Genomic DNA, 18,002 nt, shown 5'->3' on the forward strand with positions numbered 1-18,002 from the left:
TTTTAAAAATACGTCCTTGCCGTGAGGGCTATTAGTTTCCTATACATTTTTCACTTTTAAAACTCGAGCGTAAATGTCATAGATAGTTTTTCGTTATTCACCTGATATTTTTCAATCAGCCGAGGCCCGCAGCTATTCGAGCCGCAACCGGACATGTAGCCATCCAGACAGAGTACTGTATAGGGGGACTTCTCCAGTTCAAAATTGTGAGCTTTGGCAGCCAACTCCTCTTGTGTGTAGCAGGAAGCATTGAAACTAAACTCGGAGCCGGATACGAGCAGACAGCTTCCCTCTTCTGATGATACGGCTAAGCCGGTGCATCCAAAGTGGCTGCCATTCTCCTGTGGCCGAATATAATCCTCATGCAGATTATCCACAGATGCGGTAAACAAATCCACATAAGCATCTCGGTGCTTGTCCACATAGCTCTCTTGAGGCCCAAATCCAAAATAGGTTACTCTGTCATAAGAGGCAGGCAGAAATAGGCGCAGACCAAACCGAGGCAGAAACGGAAGCTTCTCCAGAGGTTTCCTGGCAAATTGAGGCTTTAAGGAGGAGCGGTCGCCGTCTACCTCAACGGTAATAGTACCGTCAGGCATCACGTTCCACATCATCTGCCCTGTGATGATGCGCTGCAAAGAAACTGCATACAGGGAATAATGCGACGTAATGACTGTCACTTCTTCCTTTTGTTCCCAGCCTGTCTCGTAGACTTTTATTCTGGCTCTGTCATAACCCGCGGCTTCCCACTCCGGTCGAACGTTTCGATCATTATCCATAGGGGCACGCCACACATTCAGCTCAATCGGCTTCATAATAAGGCTGTTACCGTTTCTGACCAGAGCGGAAAAAGTCCCCTTCCATTTGTCAAAAACATAGCGAAACTGTGTTCCTGTAAGAACAATCAGATTTTCCAACTCCGTCACCACCACTTCACTCTCTGTACAGGCGGCTGTAAATCCTGCTGCCTTTGCTACGACGGCTTTTGCACTCTCCGAATTTCTGCATACGGTCAACTGGTCATGACCGGCTTCATGCCCTGCAAACGTAAGAAGCTCATCATATTTTTGAATATAGTGCAGATGAATAAAAGTATTTTTAGAAGCATGGATACTCTCGGGAAGGCATACCTGAACACTTTTCTTTGCCGGGCAATCCACCTCTTCCAGCTCTCCCGATGCAAGCACTTCTCCGTCCGTGACAATCTCATAGGCAACAGTGTACCTGTCTTTAATATTGGTGTAATCCATTTTGTTATCCAGCTCCACAATCCCCTGAGCCGCATCTATCAGAGCGGCGCGGATAGGACGGGCTACATTTTTGTATTCCAGAAGTCCGGTGTGAGGTCGTCTGTCCGGATAAACCAGACCATCCATACAGAAATTGCCGTCATGGATCTCTTCCTTCCAGTCCCCTCCGTAGAAAAACTTATCCTTTCCCTCTATTGTCTTACCCATGAAGACAGAATGATCACACCACTCCCACACATAACCGCCGATATAGCCGTCATACTGATACATCCTTTGGAAGTACTCCTCCAAATCTCCCGGACCGTTTCCCATTGCATGACAATACTCCACCTCAATAAAAGGCTGCTTGCCCTTCTGGGTGCAGAAGTAATCGATAAACTCCACCGGAACATACATGCGGGAATGCACATCAATATTGGACACATCTTTTACATACTCCGAATCCTCCATCTCCCAGATACTATTCTCATAGCTCAGTACCCGATTGGGATCGTAGGATTTAATCCATGTAGATGCTTTTTCCAGACTTGGACCATATCCGCTTTCGTTTCCCATTGACCATGAAAAGACACTCGCGCAATTTTTGTCCCTGTGAACCAGATGCTGGATACGATCTAGCACGGCTTTTTCATAGGAAGGCTCTCTCATAAGCAAACCATAGGTTTTATCATATCCTACCTCTGCAATATCCTCCCTTCTGGTCCCACGCCCGTAGATAAAATTGGTCCCGTGGGATTCCAAATCCGCCTCATCCATCACATAGAAGCCGTATCTGTCATACATTTGGGCAGCCCACGGAGCATTCGGGTAATGGCTGGTACGAATGCCATTGATATTATGTTCCTTCATCAGCTTCAAATCCTGCATAAGCTGTTCTCTGGTGATAGCAGCTCCCGTGTAAGGATTGCTATCGTGTCGGTTGGTACCCTTGATTTTGAAGTTTACTCCATTTATATAGATTACATTATCCCGTATGTCAATCCGGCGAATCCCCACTTTCTGGGCGATGGTTTCTTCCCCTGTCTCCAGAACAAGAGTATATAAGACAGGGTGTTCCGCGTTCCATAAATCCGGCGAATCCACCGGAAAACTTACCCTTCCCGCAGTAATTTCCTTTTCCGACAGAAGCGTTCCGCAAGGAGCATACAAGCGGGCTTTTACAGCCGGGCTGCCGCAAAATTCCAAATCCGCTCTTACCACTGCATGTGTAAAATCCTCGGACACATCAGTATGCACAAAATAATCACGAATATGATTTTTCGGACGAAGCAGCAAATATACATCCCGAAAAATTCCCGAAAAACGCAGCTTGTCCTGATCCTCCAGATATGTTCCGTCACACCATTTCAATACGATAACAGTCAGCCGGTTACTTCCTGCCTGTACCTTGTCTGTAATGTCGAACTCGCTCCCGGAATGGGAAATCTGGCTGTAACCTGCAAACTCCCCATTTACCCATACATAGTAGCAGGAGTCCACACCTTCAAAGTTCAGATAGACATTACAAGCTGCATCCTTTTTTGCAAGGAAGAATTCCTTTATATAGACACCGGTAGGGTTCTCGTCCGGCACATAAGGCGGGTCAAAGGGGATGGGATATCGGTTATTGATGTATTGATTCCTATCATACCCCAAAATCTGCCAGCAACTTGGAACCGGGATGGTATCATAACTGTCGGTGGCAGCGTCCGCCTCTATACAGCTCTCCGGTACATCGTGCCAGCTCTCATAATATTTAAATTTCCAGTCATCTCCGTTTAAATTGACAGCACGGGATGTAGTAAGCATATCTGCCTCCATCGCCTCATTCTCATCGTTACATGGAACATAGTAGGCGCGTAGGGGCTCAGTTTTGATGTGCAGAGCATGAGGGTCCTGAAAATAGTTTGGTAATCTCATCATTGTACCTCCTTTAAGGATAATATTTTAATACTTGAATAGATTTTATACAGAATGATATAATCATTCCATAACAGTATTATTGATTCTATGGTTATTTTACGATTACTTTAAGTATTTGGATAAATGGGAAGGTCATTATATGGATTATTTAATAAGAAAAGAAATATCACCTAAAGATTTTAATCCTGATTTGGTGGATTGCAGAATGTATATAAGCTCACCTTCTATAAAAAAAGGCAGTAGATTAAAGCAACGAACCGTTCATCATTACGAGTTTGAACTTATTTTGGAATCAGAGGGGACCATTTTCCTTGACAATAAGCTTGTTCCGGTCGTGGCGGGGGATATTGTTTTTAAAAAACCCGGTCAAATAACATATGGTATCGCACCGCTCAGAAGCATATTAGTTTTTTTCGATGATACAAAAGATTTCAATCCCGCTCCAGAGCGTCATGGATTATCTGTCACACCCGTTTTGGATAGTATTTCTCCTGTCTGCCACCTTGAACCAAGGGAAGCCTACCAGCAATTATTTCACAATATATTAAATGAACACGTCAATGCAGCATATGCCTCGCCTTTGCTGATAAAGTCTTATTTGCTTCAGTTAGTCTATAACCTTTATTTTTGGACAATCGAATTATCCAATAGGGCAGTACAAGCAGAATCGCCTTATTATGTGAAGTTAAAAAAAGTGATAAACTATATTCAAAATAATTATTCGTCCAAAATTGAATTAAAAACTTTATCAAATCTTGTCGAGCTAAGTCCGAATTACTTTCATAAGATATTTACTCAGGTAATGGATATGACGCCCGGTGAGTACATGAGTAAAGTAAGATTAGATATGGCAAGAAAATTTTTAGTGGAAACAAAATTTACGATACAAGAAGTCGCTGAAAGATGTGGTTTTGAAAACTCCTCCTATTTCAGCGAAGTATTTAAAAAAGCTTATCGCTTATCTCCCAGAGATTTCAGGAAAAAGTACACAATGTGATTTCCTATCACACAAAAAAAAGCTATGATACAAGCCCCCCTTCAAATAGAAGGCTGCTTGTATCATAGCTTTTGTTATATAGAAAACATCTATATTTTCTTACAAGGTAACACCCTGCTTAAATATCGCCATATCATGGAAACCTGCCTCTTCCGCCCTTACCTTTTTGCCGGAAGCAACGGCAAGAACGTAGTCAAACAATTCCTGGGATAACTGGCTCATATCTTTTCCTTCTATAAGCTCTCCCGCATTAAAGTCAATCCAGTTGCCTTTTTTGTCTGCAAGAGCTGAGTTGCTTGATATTTTTACCGTCGGAACCGGTGATGCAAACGGAGTTCCTCTTCCCGTTGTAAATAACACGATGTGAGCGCCTGATGCACCGAGTGCCGTCGCTGCTACCAAATCATTTCCCGGAGCACTTAACAGGTTTAAGCCCTTTTCCTTCACTGTCTCGCCATATTCCAAAACACCCTTAATCAAAGCGCTTCCTGACTTCTGGGTACAGCCGAGGGACTTATCCTCCAAGGTGGAGATACCACCCTTCTTGTTTCCCGGTGATGGGTTCTCATAGATGGTCTGGTTATGACTTGTAAAATAATTCTTAAAGTTGTTAATCAAATCCACGGTCTGGTGGAACAATTCCTCATTCGCACAACGGTTCATCAAAATTGTCTCAGCCCCGAACATCTCCGGTACCTCTGTCAGAATTGTCGTTCCGCCCTTAGAGATAAGGATATCAGAAAATGCTCCTACTGTAGGGTTTGCCGTAATTCCGGAAAGTCCGTCCGAGCCTCCGCACTTCATACCAACCACAAGCTCTTTTGCACTGATTTTCTCTCTCTTAAACTGAGATACATAGGAGGCAAGCTCCTCGATCAATATAAGTGAATCCTCGATTTCATCTTCGCTTTCCTGGGATACGAGGAATTTGACACGTTTCTCGTCGTATTCTCCGATGTATTCCTTCAGTATATCAACGCCACTGTTCTCACAGCCAAGTCCAAGCACCAAAACACCGCCTGCATTCGGATGGTTGATTAAATCTGCCAAGATTTTTCTTGTATTTTCCTGATCGTCACCCATCTGGGAGCAGCCGTAAGGATGGGGGAATGCCACAATTTCTTCCACCGTTCCCTGCACAAGCTTCTGTGCTCTTTTCTCGATGGAGGTAGCAACATTGTTGACACAGCCTACCGTCGGAATAATCCAGATTTCATTGCGGACACCGACTTTTCCGTCTGCTCTTCTGTAACCTTCAAAAAATGCCTCTTCTGTCTTTGCTTCCTCTACCAACTGAGGTTGGTAAGTGTATTCCAGCACATCTCCGAGTGCCGTTTTTACATTGTGGGTATGAATCCAGGCGCCTTCCTTGATGGCTTCCTTTGCAAAGCCAATTCTGGCACCATATTTTATAACCGGTTCATTCTCTGCAATATCCTTGAGAGCGAATTTGTGTCCCTGCATAACATCTTCCAAAAGAGTTACCTTCTGTCCGGCAACATCCAAAACACTTCCTTCGGAAAGTGGCTTCAGAGCAACCGCTACACTGTCACTTGGATTAATTTTTATAAATTCCTGCATAACGAATCTCCTCCTTTTCCTATTTTGCTAAATCTTCCACAACCGCTTTCATTCCTCTTGCTCTGATGTCCGCAATGTGGCTTGCAATTGCATCTACCAAACCGTCAACCTTTGATAAATCCTCACCGCCGAAGAATTTTGTATTACTAAGATATGCTTTTGCAAATTCCTCCGGTGATTTTGCTGCGTTTTCCTTAAAGAAATCAAGTACAAATTTATCGTCACGGATAAAATATTTTTCACCGTCTCTGTCACCTACTAAGCATACACCGCCGTTTACTTCTCCTTCTTCTGTTGTAGCATAGAAGCTCATAAGCGCTGCAATAGAAAATGTCAAATATTTCGGAAGCTTTCCGAATTTCTCCACATAACCAAGGAAAGAAGGCATACAGCGTGCTTCCCATTTGGAAACGGAATTTAAAGAAATGTCAAGTAATTTATGTTTTACAAAAGGATTTTGGAAACGCTCTATTACCGCATCCGCAAATTCTTTGCAATCTTCTTCTGCAAGTGACAGCGTAGGAATTACCTCGTCAAATAAAGTTTCTTCCATATATTTACGCATTGTCTTGTCGTCCATTGACTCTTTTACAATATCATTTCCCGCAAGATAGGAAGCAAGTACAAAGGAGGTATGGGAACCGTTCAAAATTCTTACCTTTCTCTCCTTATATGGGTGATGGTCTTCTGTGAATACCACATTTAATCCTGCCTTCTCAAACGGAAGCTCTGCACGAAGCTGATCAAGAGAAAGATTTTTATCGCTTTCAATTACCCAAAGTCCGAAGGTTTCTGCTGTTACAATCAACTGATCCTCATAGCCGAATTCCTTGCATAACTCTTCTGCTTCCTCTCTTGGATAGCCCGGCACGATACGGTCAACCAAAGTAGGACAGAAGGAACATGCACTGTCAATCCAGTTTTTAAATTCATCGCCTAATTTCCACTGCTCAATCAGCTTTGAAATACATTTTTTCAGCTCAATTCCATTGTCTGCGATAAGCTCACACGGAATAATAATCAAGCCCTTATCCTGCGCGCCGTTAAATTTTTCAAATCTCTGATATAATAATTTAGTCAGCTTACCCGGATAAGATTTAGGCGGACATAGCTCAAACTCATCTGTCTCATCATATACGATACCTGCCTCGGTTGTGTTGGAAACAACATAACGAAGTGTATCAAGCAAGCCATATTCCACATATTTGTCATAGTCCTCTTTCGCTGCGACCGCATCAGCAACGGACGTGATAATACGGGTTACCTTCTTCGGCTCTCCGTTTTCAAAGCCTCTCAGCTGAAGCGTGTACTGACATTCCTGATTGTGAAAACGCTCCAAAGTTCCGAACTCAATCGGTTTTACAATTACAACGCTGCCGTTAAAATCTGTCTTCTCATTTGTCACATCAAAGATGTAATCCACAAATGCTCTCAAAAAGTTACCTTCACCAAATTGCAGAACTTTAACCGGTCTTTCTGCTGCCTTTGAAATTTTCTTGTTTAATAATTCCATCTCTTCACCTCGTACTATCTTTCACTTGTTATGATTACGTTTAAAATTGTAAGTGCTTACATTATGTATATTTTACAATTATTTTTAATTTAAGTCAACTAAATCTTATGATTTTATATTATTTTCTCTTGTAATTTAAAAGCATTCGTTTTATAATAAAAGCAATTATTGTAAGCGTTTACATTAAACATGCAGATTAGTAAGGATTGGTTCATATGAATATTTATGATGTATCAAAAGCCGCCGGTGTTTCGATTGCCACTGTTTCCAGAGTGCTAAACGGAAGCTCCAGCGTAAGTGAAAAGACAAAACAAAAGGTCCTCTCCGTCATTGACGAGATAGGCTATACCCCGAATGCCTTTGCCAGAGGACTCGGGCTGAATACAATGCAGACAATCGGTATTATGTGTCCCGATTCGTCAGACCCCTATCTTGCCGATGCTATCTACTATCTGGAGCGGGAATTAAGGCAGAACGGTTATGATTCCATTTTGTGCTGCACCGGTTATCAGACTGACACAAAGGAAAAATATTTAAAGCTGCTTCTTTCCAAGCGGATTGATGCGGTTATTTTGATTGGTTCCACCTTTATCGAGTCCAATGATAAAAATAATAAGTATATTTACGATGCCGCCAAGGAGGTTCCGATTATTTTGCTCAACGGTACTCTGGACGCACCAAACATATACAGTACGGTGTGTGACGATTATCAGGCAATCTACAATGCAGTTTCTGCCCTGATTGACTCTGGCGTCACAAAGGTTTTATATCTGTATCACTCTCTTTCCTACAGCGGTATCCGCAAACTAGAAGGCTATAAGGCTGCTATTGCAGCGCACGACATGGCTTTGGATGAGAGATATATGCAGCAATTTTCAGGAAGCCTTCAAGAGACAAAGGATTTTTTAATCAAGCTCAAGGAAGAGGGACTGGAATTTGACGGAATTGTAGCTTCTGATGACAGTCTTGCCGTAGGGGCATTAAAATATGCGAAGGCTTGTAACATCTCTGTACCGGAGCAGCTCAGCGTGATTGGCTACAACAATTCCATTATGGCGCAGTGCTGTGAGCCTGAGCTGACCACGATTGACAACAAGGTGGAAACCTTATGCATCCACTCTGTCAGCACACTGATGCGTGTCTTTGCAAACAGCAACGTTCCGGCAAAAACCATGTTTTCAGCCGATATTTTAAAGCGCGATACAACACGCTTTTAATATAAAATTTGGTGATACCAGGGTCAAAAGGGCATGCGTTTCATGCTTGCATGAAAAAGCATGACTTTGGGACCCGCAAAACATGAGAAAGTAGCCCGAACAGGGCGGATTTCGAATGTTTTTAGGATTACGAGAGCACAAAGTGCGTAGTAATCCGTAGTATCATTGGTGTCAAAAGGTGCTCCGCATTTATTCTGGCACAAAACATTAACGGGGAAGCAATCTTTCCCAATATTAATAGGAGGAAAAATTAAAATGAAACAATTTATGGACAAGGATTTCATACTCACCACCCAGACAGCGCAAACTCTCTACCATGATTTTGCAGCTAAAATGCCTGTTTTGGACTATCACTGCCACATCAATCCGAAGGAGATTGCTGAGGACAGAAAGTTCGAGAATATCACACAGGTATGGCTTGGAGGAGACCACTATAAATGGCGCCAGATGCGCTCAAACGGCATAGACGAGAAATACATCACAGGTGACGCCTCCGACAGAGAGAAATTTCAGAAGTGGGCAGAGACCCTTGAAAAAGCAATCGGTAATCCGCTTTATCACTGGAGTCACTTGGAGCTTCAAAGATATTTTGGTTACACAGGACATTTAAACGGAGAAAACGCAGAGGAAGTATGGAACTTATGCAATGAGAAGTTGCAGGATGCTTCCATGAGCGCTCGCAATATCATCAAACAGTCTAACGTAACATTAATCTGTACCACAGATGATCCGATTGACTCTCTGGAATGGCATAAGGCTATCGCAGAGGATAAGAGCTTTGACGTGCAGGTGCTTCCGGCATGGAGACCGGACAAGGCTATGAATATCGAGAAGCCAGACTATTTAGACTATCTGGCTAAATTAAGCGATGTAAGCGGCGTAAAAGTAAACAGCTTTGCTTCCCTGATTGAATCGCTCGTAGTCCGTCTTGATTTCTTTGCATCCATGGGCTGCAAGGCAACTGACCACGCTCTGGAATATGTTATGTACCAGCCTGCAAGCGAGACAGAAATTGAAGCAATTTTCACCAAAAGAGCTGCGGGCTCTGCTGTTACAAGAATAGAGGAGCTTCAGTTTAAGACTGCTTTCATGCTTGCTATGGGTAAGGAATACCACAAGCGCAACATGGCAATGCAGCTTCATTACGGCTGTAAGCGTGACAACAACGTGTTCCGCTTTAACCAGTTAGGACCGGATACAGGCTTTGATTGCATCAATAACTTTGCTCCGTCCGCTGAGATGGCTGATTTCTTAAATGCCTTAAATGCAACCGATGAGCTGCCAAAGACAATTCTTTACAGCTTAAACCCGAACGACAACGCTTCCATCGGAACAATTCTTGGTTGTTTCCAAGACTCTTCCGCTGTCGGAAAGATACAGCAGGGCTCTGCATGGTGGTTTAACGACCACAAGACGGGTATGACCGACCAGATGATTTCCCTTGCAAACTTAGGACTGCTCGGAAACTTCATCGGTATGCTCACCGACTCCAGAAGCTTTTTATCTTACACAAGACATGAGTATTTCAGAAGAATTCTCTGTGAGTTAATCGGCAACTGGGTAGAAAACGGAGAATATCCGGATGACAAGAAAGTACTTGGCAAAATGGTTGAGAATATTTCTTATAACAATGCGGTATCTTATTTCGGTTTCGACCTTTAATTAAAACTTTTCTTAATATGTTTGTTATAGAGGCAGGACTGCTATCCGATGCAACGGATTTTAGTCCTGCTTTGTTTCATCCCGGACAATTTTTAATTGCTTTCTTACACGTTTATTGCTAGAATAACTATAGGATGAAAAGTCCGTTATAAAACCAAATCTTGGAGGCAATTATGATTCGATTTCTTTTCGTTGTAATATTTTTAATTTCTTTTTTAATACTCAGCATCCCGATTCATTTTGTAGAATGGATTATCGGCAAATTCAACCCCGATTTAAAAAATAGAAGTTCCCAGAAAATCGTTCAATGGGCATTTAAGGTTATTATGAAGATCTCCGGTGTCAAGCTGACCGTAAAGGGCTTCGAGAATATTCCAAAGGATGAAGCCGTGCTGTATGTCGGCAACCACAGAAGCTATTTTGACATTGTCATCACCTACGCGCTTGCGCCAAACCTGACCGGCTATGTGGCAAAGAAGGAAATGGAGAAAGTTCCGCTTTTAAGCACGTGGATGCGCTATCTCCACTGCCTATTCCTTGACCGCGATAATATCAAGGAGGGCTTAAAAACCATTTTAACCGGAATTGAGTATATTAATTCTGGCATATCAATCTGTATTTTTCCGGAAGGAACGAGAAACAAAGGGGATGAACTGCTTCCGTTTAAAGAGGGAAGCCTTAAGATGGCAGACAAAACAGGCTGCGCAATTGTGCCTTTTGCAATGGTAAACACCCGCGACGTTTTTGAAAATCATTTCCCAAAAATCAAGAGTACGCATGTTGTTCTGGAATACGGAAAACCGATTTATCCAAAGGAGCTTGACAAGGAACACCGCAAATTCCTCGGGGCACATACCCAAAGCGTGATTCAGGAGCTCTATTTAAGCAACAAAAACTCACTTTTATAACCAAAGCACTTTTTACATGGTAGGAAGCAATATTCTCTATTTTATTTGAGTTGATATTGTATATACTTATATAGAAAAGCGTGAGCTTTGCTCACACTTGGCGCTCGAGCAGGTTGCGTATAGAAAGGAATGAATTGTTTTGAACATTACGATAAATAACATAAAAACAAATTATATCGTGGAGGGTGAAGGAGAAACCGTCCTGATGCTTCACGGCTGGGGCTCAAATATTCAGCCCTTTGCCCCGTTAATCAAGCATCTTTCCCCGCATTACAAGGTATATGCTCTTGATATGCCGGGCTTCGGACAAAGTGAAGAGCCTCCTATGCCTTGGGAAGTCGATGATTTTGTCAATTTTATCATTCAGTTTACAAAGGAAATGAAAATCGAGAGTGCCGTTCTAATCGGGCATTCTTTCGGGGGCGAGTGCATTATCAAGCTGGCGAATATCGATTCACTTCCTTTTACCATAAACAAAATTATACTGATGGGCTCTGCGGGAATCAGACGTCCGAAGACAATGAGACAAAAGCTGAAAATTCGCAAGTATAAGCTTGGAAAATGGTTTTTGCAGCTTAAGCCGGTGAAGCTTTTATATCCGGATGCCTTAGAACAGCTTCAGGCAAAAAGCGGCTCTGCCGATTACCGCGCTGCTTCGCCGCTTATGCGCCAGTCCTTTGTGAAGGTAGTCAATGAAAATCTGGGCGAGCATTACTTTACGAATATAAAGCCTTCCACTCTTTTAATCTGGGGTGAGAATGACACGGCTACCCCGTTGATTGACGGACAGTACATGGAAAAGAACATTCCGGGTGCCGGACTTGTCACCATAAAAAGCGCTGGACACTATGTCTTCTTAGACCAAGCATATACGGTTCACAAGGTAATTGATTCATTTTTAAATATAAAGGAGTAACGAATGTTTAATTTTATTTTATTACTATGCTACATCGCAGCTTTTACATGGATATTTACGGTACTGCTTCTCTATTACATCCACATGTTCCAGTTAAATTCCTATAAGCCGAAGGAACATAGGGCATGGATGAAATTACCGGAAAATTCCCTCAAAATCAAACTGCTTGACCTGCAATTTGCCGCAGCCATGCTGTTTGCTATTTTTCTTGGCAAGACAGGAATGATTATTGCCATCTTGATATTCTGCTTTATGGCGTTTATGAATAAGCCTGCAAAAGCGAAAAAGCCGCTTGTTTACACAAAGCGTGTGAAGCGTATGCTGCTCACCGCGTATCTTTTGTACGCATTGCTGCTTATTGTTTTCGTGATTGTGCATGCGAATACATTTGCATTTGAAGTGGCATTTTTCCTGTTTGGACTTCTTGTCTCCGACATGGTGCTGATTTCCAACTTAATCAACAAACCGATGGAAACTGCAATCAACAACGGTTTTATCAATGAAGCAAGAAAAATGATTGACGACATGCCAAATCTTACTGTTATCGGTGTGACCGGAAGCTACGGAAAAACGAGTGTAAAGTTCTTCCTGCAAAAGCTTTTATCTGCCAAATACAATGTACTTGTCACTCCTAAAAACTTTAATACCACCCTCGGCGTTGTCCGTACTATTCGAGAAAATCTGCGTGCCACCCATGAGATATTTGTCTGCGAGATGGGCGCAAAAAATATTGGTGATATCAAAGAAATCTGTGATCTCGTTCACCCTACTCACGGTGTGATTACCTCAATCGGGCCGCAGCATTTGGAGAGCTTTTTGACAATTGATAATGTTATAAAAACCAAGTTTGAACTTGCCGATTCCGTCGGCAAAAGAGGCAAGGTATTTTTAAACTATGACAATGAATATATTGTAAATCATAAGACTGACAACGATATTATCACCTATGGAGTTCATAACGAAACAGCTGATTTCCACCCTTATGATATTCATTCTTCAAGCGCCGGCTCCTCTTTTAAACTAAAGGACGAAGCAGGAAAAGAATGGACATTTTCGACAAAGCTGATTGGCGAGCACAATGTTTTAAATATTGCAGGTGCTATCGCAGTGGCATACAGCCTCGGCATATCAATGGAGGCTCTTGCTATTCAGGTGAGACGTTTGGAGAGTGTTCCGCACCGTTTACAGCTCGTTAAGGGAAACAATGCACTTATTATTGACGATGCGTATAATTCCAATCCTAGCGGTGCAAAAGCGGCGTTAGACACCTTAAATACCTTTGACGGAGTAAAAATTGTCGTGACACCGGGTATGGTAGAGCTTGGAAGCAAGCAAGAGGAATGTAATAAAATATTCGGCACACAGATTGCAGAGATTTGTGATTATGCCGTTTTGGTTGGTCCAAAGCAGACCGAACCGATACAGCAGGGATTGAAGGAAGCAAACTATCCGGCATCCCAGACTTATGTTGCACAGGATTTAACGGATGCGCTGGCATTTGTAGAGAGATTAAACACAAACGGTGTTCAAAAAATTGTATTATTGGAAAATGATTTACCGGATAATTATTAAGGAAAGAGGATTTGAAGCATGAAAATTAAAGTAGGTGTGTTTTTTGGCGGTCAGAGCGTTGAGCATGAGGTATCCATTATTTCAGGCATACAGGCAGTTTACGCGTTTGGCAGGGAAAAATATGATATTATCCCAATCTATATCACAAAGGATAACGAGATGTATGTGGGCGAAAACATCGGTGATATCGAGTCATACAAGGATATACCGGCTCTTTTGAAAAAGAGTCAGAAGATTATATTGGTAAATGAAAATAAGAAGCTGAATTTAGTTCGCTATCCGATGAAAAAATTCGGAAACAATGTCGTTGACTACATCGACCTTGCTTTTCCGATTGTACATGGAACTAATGTGGAAGACGGAACCTTACAGGGCTTTTTCCGCACCTTATGTATTCCGTATGTAGGTCCGGACGTAACTGCTTCCGCTGTCGGTATGGATAAATACGTTATGAAAACTGTTCTGAAAGACAACGATATTCCGGTTCTTGATTGCGTCTGCTGTGATGTGAAGCATTATCATGCAAATCCGGGCAGTACACTTGATAAAGTGGAGGAAAAAATCGGTTATCCGGTCATCGTAAAGCCGGTTAATCTTGGCTCCAGTGTCGGTATCAAGGTAGCAAAAGACCGCTCTGAGCTGGAGACCGCTTTTGACTATGCATTCCAGTTCTCCGGCAAATTATTGGCAGAAAAGGCGATTACGAAGCTTCGCGAAATCAACTGCTCCGTTCTTGGCGATTACGAGAGCGCAGAAGCATCTGAGTGTGAGGAACCGGTAGGCTCCGATGAGATTTTGAGCTATGAAGATAAATATTTATCAAGCGGCAGTTCCAAATCAGAAGGCGGCTCAAAGGGCATGACCAGTCTTTCCCGCAAGCTTCCTGCTCCTCTCTCTCCTGAGAAGCGAGAAGAAATCCGCTCCTTGGCGGTAAAAACCTTTCAGGTATTGAATTGCAGCGGTGTTTCCAGAATTGACTTTATGATTGATACGGAGACTGACCAGCTCTATGTAAACGAAATCAACACAATTCCGGGGTCCTTAGCCTTCTATCTGTGGGAGCCTGTCGGAGTCAAATATGATGAACTGTTAGACCGCATGGTTACACTCGCTTTAAAGCGTGATCGTGAATTAAGCGAAATTTCCTACTCCTTTGACACAAATATTTTGTCCGGTGTGAAACTTGGCGGAATGAAAGGAGCTAAGCTGTAATCTTTGATTACAGCTTAGCTCATAAAATGGGCACTTGCTTTTGTTAGTAATTATTGTATGTACTGGCTCTGAGGTTTTCTGCCATTATTTCTCTGCTATTCATTGTAATTTTGTTTCTGCCGTTGTTTTTCGAAAAATAAAGCTGGGTGTCCGCTTTCTCGATTAACTCATAAATTGAATTGGAGGGACTTGCTTTCATATCCGCAATGCCCATGCTCACGGTAACTTCAGGGTGGGTGGCCATTTCACCTGCCTTAATATGGAGAGATGCAATTCTCTCCTGAACATTGAGCGCTATTTCTATTCCTTCCTCCTGACTATAGTCGGTCAGAACAATTACAAATTCCTCACCGCCATAACGCACAACAAATTCCGTTTTTCTGGCGGCAATATCATAGATGCTCTCTGAAATATCTTTCAGGCACTGATCCCCTGCTACATGTCCATAGGTATCATTGTAATTTTTAAAATGGTCAATATCAATCATAACAACAAGAACGGTTTTTCGAGAGTCGCTCCACTGTCCCCATATCTGTGAGAGCTTTTCCTCGAATCCTCTGCGGTTTAACAAATTGGTCAGCCTGTCTACCTCACCGAGTGTTCGGATAGCAAACAATGCTTTCTTCTCTACAATATAATGGTAATAGCGGCTTGTCATAATTGCCACAGCCGTAAATGCAATCATAATGATAATTCCCATGTATCTGCTTATATACAGCTCTGCGTAAGATGTGTCTGCGAGCATAGCTACCGTTACCGCCGCATTAAGCAGCGTAAAGGCAAGCATTTCGGTAAACGCACCGATATAAAAACCTGCAAGCAGAAACATAAGAAAATAATAATACACAATTGTATGATAGGTATGAATTTCTGTGTATAGTTCCCTTAATCCTGCTATATTAATGCTTATCCAAAAAGTGATACAAATAAATTGTTGAATTTTTAACGATTGAATCATGCCGTTGTGAATAAAATACCAGAGTATCCCGAAAGTCAGGGTAATAAAAAGCATAACAATGCCAATATCTCCCCGCCACATTTGACTTGCTCTTAAAATAATTTTCGTGACAGAAATAATCACAAGGATAATGCTCACAATAAGCATATGTGAAATATTATCCTTTATCATATATTCATTTACTTCCTGATGCTCTCTATCTTTTCTATTTGAATAATGAAAGAACAGGATTTTAAGCTTATTCGGCATTATATTGCCAATTTTAGAACTTCTGCCATCCTCCATCGCATATCCCCCAAGCATGTAAACATTACTTTAGACCTACTTATAGTATATAAGCAATTTTTCCAAATTTCAATATTTTTTCGACATATTTGTATATTTTTTGCATAAATTCTTGAAATTATAATTTATCTATTATATAGAGAGAATTTAATACGGACCAGTTTGCCTGAAATTTACGCATCAGATTCCAGTAACCGCCGCCAAGAAGATTGTATTCCTGAATCAGCCTTAATTTTGCCTCAATGCTTCTGGCATCCTCAAACCATACGACATGCTGTACACCCGCTTCATCAAAATAATAGAAAAAAGGTGTCATTGCCGTTGTGTCAAATTCGATTACAGCATTGTACCTTGCTGCAATGTCAATTGCCTCTGTGTTTCCGATGATGACTGCCTCGCTCTCGCCCCTGACATACGGCAGTTTCCAATCGTAAGCATAGTTTGGAATTCCAAGCATAATTTTATTGACATCTATCTCCGTGATTGCATATTCCACCACTCTTCGCACCTGATCAAGCGGTGCCACCGCCATCGGCGGTCCATACAGATAGCCCCATTCGTAAGTCATCAAAAGAACGGTATCGGCAATCTCACCGATACGTGCATAGTCATGTGCCTGATAAATAAGCCCCGGCTGATCGGCGGACGTTTTCGGCGCCAAATCTACATTTACAATAAAGCCTTCCGCATGGAGTCTTGTCGTGACAGCCTCAATAAAGGTAATGTAGTTCTCACGGCTTCGTATAAATTCAAAGTCGATATCCAAACCTACATAACCTTTAATATACATTGTATTGATAATATTTGTGATAAGTGTCTCCCTTGCGACAGGGTCGCCGAACAGCTTTTCCGCGTGCTCATTGCTGAAATTTCCCTCTTCATCTATGGAGGAAATAAGCATCATAGGGGAGGCTCTAAAGGCATACGCCTCTCTTATCAAAACCTCATCGTCAATCGGAATCAGTTCTCCTGTCTCGGTAAAACCGTAACCGAATATCGTCAGCAGTGTCATATAGGTGAGAGCCGTTCTCAAGGTCTCCATATTGATGAACGGATAGGCATATCCATTAAACCGCCCCTCTCTCAGCTTTTCCCCCTCGTAAGATATGACAAGCACTTCGCCCGCATTTAGCGTGCGATTGTTAATCAATGCCGGATTGTTTTGCAATAAATTAATCTCATCAATTCCATATTGCGCAGCTATTCCCTGTATTGTCTCGCCTGCCGCCACGGTATGAGTCGTCTCCGGTATGAGCACGACGAGTGCCTGACCGACCACAAGCCGATTGACATTCTCTATTCCGTTATCCGTGATAAGTCTCTCTGCCGAAACTCCATATTGTGCTGCTATACTGTTTATTGTTTCTCCCTGATTTACAACGTGAATAATCAAATCTTTTTTCCCGCCATTATGCGCCTTAGCTAATTATATGCGGTTTATCATGTATGAATGACAGTTCAGCCATGCTATTCATAATTTGGCTGATAAGCTATTCGCAAAAGCATGAGTTCTCCACCAAATTATTACCGGTTTGAAATGCTGATTGACTCAATTGCTACGCTTCCGCCGCGCACTACCTCAATGTTTGTAAATTCCTTTGCCGCCATATGAATCAACTCATCATTTTTCTTCTCGGTCTGCACGCACTCCAATATAATGCCGGTTCTGCCCATATCTGCCACCTTCGCCTCAAACAGCTCGCCCATACGGTAGGCAAAGGTTCTCTCTTTTTCGTTTGCCGTCAGTATTTTCAGATACAAGATCTCCTTCATATGCACCGGCACATTCGTCAAATCCACAACCTTAATTACCTCTACAAAGCGGTTAAGCTGCTTTTTTATCTGCTCAAAGGTTGCATCATCACTGTCAACACATATGGTCATTCTGGACACGGTAGGATCTTGGGTCTCTCCCACGGTCAGACTGTGAAGATTATAAGATTTGCCGGAAAACAATCCTGAAACTCTTGCTAATACACCAACTTCATTTTCTACATATAATGACATCCATCTTTTTTTCACCCTAGTG

General features: G+C 42.2%; 13 protein-coding genes. 7 read left to right on the forward strand and 6 right to left on the reverse strand.

Annotated elements, in window-relative coordinates:
- Nucleotides 1-56: 56 nt before the first annotated feature.
- The gene (locus tag CTY48_RS15180) at nucleotides 57-3,152 is read right to left on the reverse strand and encodes a glycoside hydrolase family 2 TIM barrel-domain containing protein (protein WP_236354965.1); all 3,096 of its coding nucleotides are present in this window, start codon (nucleotides 3,150-3,152) and stop codon (nucleotides 57-59) included.
- 139 nt (nucleotides 3,153-3,291) lie between these two features.
- Here CTY48_RS15180 and CTY48_RS15185 point away from each other — a divergent pair, with 139 nt between their 5' ends.
- Nucleotides 3,292-4,149 (forward strand): helix-turn-helix domain-containing protein, encoded by an 858-nt coding sequence (locus tag CTY48_RS15185; RefSeq protein ID WP_099469307.1) that lies wholly within the window; start codon nucleotides 3,292-3,294, stop codon nucleotides 4,147-4,149.
- A 99-nt stretch (nucleotides 4,150-4,248) separates the two neighbouring features.
- On the opposite strand, the gene CTY48_RS15190 is transcribed toward CTY48_RS15185, so the two are convergent.
- Both CTY48_RS15190 and CTY48_RS15195 read right to left on the reverse strand, forming a co-directional pair.
- Complete coding sequence (locus CTY48_RS15190) at nucleotides 4,249-5,730, reverse strand: UxaA family hydrolase (RefSeq protein WP_099469308.1); 1,482 nt, start codon at nucleotides 5,728-5,730, stop codon at nucleotides 4,249-4,251.
- Between the two features lie 19 nt (nucleotides 5,731-5,749).
- Nucleotides 5,750-7,243 carry a tagaturonate reductase gene (locus tag CTY48_RS15195; protein WP_099469309.1) on the reverse strand — a complete coding sequence of 498 codons (1,494 nt, stop codon included), beginning with the start codon at nucleotides 7,241-7,243 and terminating at the stop codon, nucleotides 5,750-5,752.
- A gap of 215 nt (nucleotides 7,244-7,458) precedes the next feature.
- On the opposite strand from CTY48_RS15195, the gene CTY48_RS15200 reads away from it, so the two are divergent.
- From CTY48_RS15200 to CTY48_RS15225, 6 genes are all read left to right on the forward strand, one after another.
- The gene (locus CTY48_RS15200; protein WP_099469310.1) at nucleotides 7,459-8,460 is read left to right on the forward strand and encodes a LacI family DNA-binding transcriptional regulator; all 1,002 of its coding nucleotides are present in this window, start codon (nucleotides 7,459-7,461) and stop codon (nucleotides 8,458-8,460) included.
- Nucleotides 8,461-8,715: 255 nt separating this feature from the next.
- Nucleotides 8,716-10,122 carry a glucuronate isomerase gene (gene uxaC / locus CTY48_RS15205; protein ID WP_099469311.1) on the forward strand — a complete coding sequence of 469 codons (1,407 nt, stop codon included), beginning with the start codon at nucleotides 8,716-8,718 and terminating at the stop codon, nucleotides 10,120-10,122.
- Nucleotides 10,123-10,295: 173 nt separating this feature from the next.
- Entirely contained in the window at nucleotides 10,296-11,030 is a 735-nt protein-coding gene (locus CTY48_RS15210; RefSeq protein ID WP_099469312.1) for a lysophospholipid acyltransferase family protein, read from the forward strand.
- Nucleotides 11,031-11,169: 139 nt separating this feature from the next.
- Nucleotides 11,170-11,946 (forward strand): alpha/beta fold hydrolase, encoded by a 777-nt coding sequence (locus CTY48_RS15215; RefSeq protein WP_099469313.1) that lies wholly within the window; start codon nucleotides 11,170-11,172, stop codon nucleotides 11,944-11,946.
- A gap of 3 nt (nucleotides 11,947-11,949) precedes the next feature.
- Complete coding sequence (locus CTY48_RS15220) at nucleotides 11,950-13,518, forward strand: Mur ligase family protein (protein WP_099469314.1); 1,569 nt, start codon at nucleotides 11,950-11,952, stop codon at nucleotides 13,516-13,518.
- A gap of 18 nt (nucleotides 13,519-13,536) precedes the next feature.
- The gene (locus CTY48_RS15225) at nucleotides 13,537-14,730 is read left to right on the forward strand and encodes a D-alanine--D-alanine ligase family protein (protein WP_099469315.1); all 1,194 of its coding nucleotides are present in this window, start codon (nucleotides 13,537-13,539) and stop codon (nucleotides 14,728-14,730) included.
- Nucleotides 14,731-14,773: 43 nt separating this feature from the next.
- Here CTY48_RS15225 and CTY48_RS15230 read toward each other — a convergent pair whose 3' ends face one another.
- From CTY48_RS15230 to ilvN, 3 genes are all read right to left on the reverse strand, one after another.
- On the reverse strand, nucleotides 14,774-15,973 hold the full coding sequence (locus tag CTY48_RS15230; protein ID WP_180272745.1) for a GGDEF domain-containing protein: 1,200 nt from the start codon (nucleotides 15,971-15,973) through the stop codon (nucleotides 14,774-14,776).
- A 118-nt stretch (nucleotides 15,974-16,091) separates the two neighbouring features.
- On the reverse strand, nucleotides 16,092-17,366 hold the full coding sequence (locus CTY48_RS15235) for a glycosyl hydrolase family 18 protein (RefSeq protein ID WP_099469317.1): 1,275 nt from the start codon (nucleotides 17,364-17,366) through the stop codon (nucleotides 16,092-16,094).
- 131 nt (nucleotides 17,367-17,497) lie between these two features.
- Entirely contained in the window at nucleotides 17,498-17,995 is a 498-nt protein-coding gene (gene ilvN, locus CTY48_RS15240) for an acetolactate synthase small subunit (protein WP_099469318.1), read from the reverse strand.
- Between the last annotated feature and the right edge of the window lie 7 nt (nucleotides 17,996-18,002).

This window comes from Konateibacter massiliensis (genome assembly GCF_900184995.1).
Lineage (GTDB): Bacteria > Bacillota > Clostridia > Lachnospirales > Lachnospiraceae > Lachnotalea > Lachnotalea massiliensis.